The sequence below is a fragment of the Streptomyces sporangiiformans genome (assembly GCF_005768555.2).
In the GTDB taxonomy this organism is placed as follows: Bacteria; Actinomycetota; Actinomycetes; order Streptomycetales; family Streptomycetaceae; genus Streptomyces; species Streptomyces sporangiiformans.
In genome coordinates this window covers 1-2,425 of sequence record NZ_VCHX02000015.1, presented here as the reverse complement: position 1 = coordinate 2,425, position 2,425 = coordinate 1, and the positions used below count along the sequence as shown (strand labels likewise).

General features: G+C 66.7%; 2 protein-coding genes and 1 pseudogene. 1 reads left to right on the top strand and 2 read right to left on the bottom strand.

All coding sequences use genetic code 11. The features are described from left to right. Positions 1–211: 211 nt before the first annotated feature. The gene (locus tag FGD71_RS00305; RefSeq protein ID WP_119098317.1) at positions 212–568 is read right to left on the bottom strand and encodes a hypothetical protein; all 357 of its coding nucleotides are present in this window, start codon (positions 566–568) and stop codon (positions 212–214) included. Positions 569–658: 90 nt separating this feature from the next. Beyond that, on the bottom strand, positions 659–1,612 hold the full coding sequence (locus FGD71_RS00300; protein ID WP_119098316.1) for a heme o synthase: 954 nt from the start codon (positions 1,610–1,612) through the stop codon (positions 659–661). Positions 1,613–2,033: 421 nt separating this feature from the next. On the opposite strand from FGD71_RS00300, the pseudogene FGD71_RS00295 reads away from it, so the two are divergent. After that, positions 2,034–2,425, top strand: a pseudogene (locus FGD71_RS00295) (transketolase); the annotation flags it as partial.

Genomic DNA, 2,425 nt, shown 5'->3' with positions numbered 1-2,425 from the left:
GTTTTTCGCCCCCGCCGCCCCTACCCGTCCCATCCCGTACCTGGGGGCTCCGCCCCCAGACCCCCGTATCGGCCTGAACGGCCTCGTCCTCAAACGCCGGACGGGCTGAAAATCAGCCGTCCGGCGTTCGAGAAGCGGGTCTGGGGTGGAGCCCCGGAAGGATGGGAACGGGTAGGGGCGGCGGGGGCGAAGCCAGACCGCGGTAACACCGTCAGCCGTTGCTCGGGCCGCCGAGCTGGATCCCCGCCATGCGGGACCACTCGTACGGACCGGTCTTCACCTTGGCCGCGAAGTCGCCGTCGAAGGACTCGTGCTCGGTGATCCCCGACTTCTGGACCGCCTGCTCGGCGACGGCGTAGGTCGGGGCCACGAGGTCGCCCCATCCGCCGTCCTCACCGACGAGGACGATCCGGGCGCCCTTCTGCCCCAGGTACGCGATCTGGCCCTCGGCGCCGCCGTGTGCCTGGGCGAAGGAGGAGATCTGCTTGGCGAGCCGCGCCACCTGACGCTCCGCCTTGGCGGCCTGCTTGCGGTCCGCCGCCTCGTCGACCTGCTGGGTGTCTGCCATGGTCAAGATGCTACCGGCGGGTAGAACGAACGGCGACGGGTGGGGTGCGTGGCATCGACCACGCACCCCACCCGTCGTGGGTACTGCCGGCTATCGGAGGAAGGGATCCACCGCCACCGCCACGAACAGCAGCGAGACGTACGTGATGGACCAGTGGAACAGCCGCATCTCCTTGAGCTTCGCGCCCACGGCCCCGTCCTTCGCGCGGGCCTGCAGCGCGTGCGCCTCCCAGAGCCAGAATCCGCCGGTCACCAGGGCGACGGCCGTGTAGAACCAGCCGGTGTAGCCGAGCGGCGTCAGCAGCAGGGAGACGGCGACCATCGCCCAGCTGTAGAGGACGATCTGCCGTGCGACGACCTTGTTGGAGGCGATGACCGGCAGCATGGGCACGCCCACGCGCGCGTAGTCGTCCTTCACCTTCATCGACAGCGGCCAGTAGTGCGGCGGCGTCCAGAAGAACATGACGAGGAAGAGGATGACCGGGGCCCACGACAGGGAGTTCGTGACGGAGGACCAGCCGATGAGGACGGGCAGGCAGCCGGCGATGCCGCCCCAGACGATGTTCTGCGACGTACGCCGCTTGAGGATCATCGTGTAGACGACGACGTAGAAAAGCAGCGCTCCCAGCGACAGCCAGGCGGACAGCCAGTTGACGGTCAGGCCGAACAGCAGTGTCGAGACCACGGCCAGCGTGATGCCGAAGGTGAGGCACTCACGTGGGGTGACCATGCCGGTGACCAGTGGACGCTGCGCGGTGCGCGACATGAGCGCGTCGATGTCACGGTCGATGTACATGTTCAGCGCGTTGGCGCCGCCCGCGGAGAGGTAGCCGCCGACGCAGGTGAGGAGCACCAGCTTCAGGTCGGGCACGCCCTGCTGCGCCAGGAACATCACCGGAACAGTGGTGATCAGCAGCAGTTCGATGATCCGTGGCTTGGTCAGAGCGACGAATGCCTTGACCCGGGCCCCGAACGGCCGGTGCTTCGTGCTCTGACTCGTCTCGAGCACACCCGCTGGACGGGATTCAACGGCCGTCACGTACACCCCTACAGAGACATCCCAGCGAGCCCCGACTGTGAACTCTCGGTAAAGGCCCGCGCGTACCACGCCACTGTAGACGTTGCCCAGAGCACGCTCTTCGCGGGGGTCGGGTCGTGTTGGACGGCCCCCACTAGGCGCTTTTCGCCGCTTGATCAACTACTCAATCCAGTACTTGATCAAGTACTCGATTGAGCAGCAGGTTGCGCGGCTGCGTATTCACCGGCATTCACCGGCCGAATGCGGAACGTGCCGGTCAGGAGGCGGAACGTGCCGGTAGGGAGGCGAGGCTTTGACAGTCCCGGCAGTCTGGAATGACTCGAAAAAATGCGCGTTCCTACAAGGGTAGGCTCGACAAAGGCCGGTGGGCGCGATTGCGCACCGGCATTCGACATGTGGCACATGCGGAGAGGAGCCCTGACCCAGGGTGAGCACCAAGCCGACCATGACAGACCTCGAGTGGACCGAGTTGGACCAGAGGGCCGTGGACACGGCCCGCGTCCTGGCCGCCGATGCCGTACAGAAGGTCGGCAACGGCCATCCGGGTACGGCGATGAGCCTGGCTCCCGCCGCGTACACCCTCTTCCAGAAGGTGATGCGGCATGACCCGGCGGACGCCGACTGGACGGGCCGTGACCGGTTCGTACTGTCCGCGGGCCATTCGTCCCTGACTCTGTACATCCAGCTGTACCTGGCCGGCTTCGGCCTGGAGCTGGACGATCTGAAGGCCTTTCGCACGTGGGGGTCGAAGACGCCGGGGCATCCCGAGTACGGGCACACGGTGGGTGTGGAGACGACGACCGGCCCGCTGGGTCAGGG

Coding starts and splice junctions, on each gene's coding strand:
- FGD71_RS00305 (WP_119098317.1), bottom strand. CDS start 568: ATGGCAGACACCCAGCAGGTCGACGAGGCGGCGGACCGCAAGCAGGCC.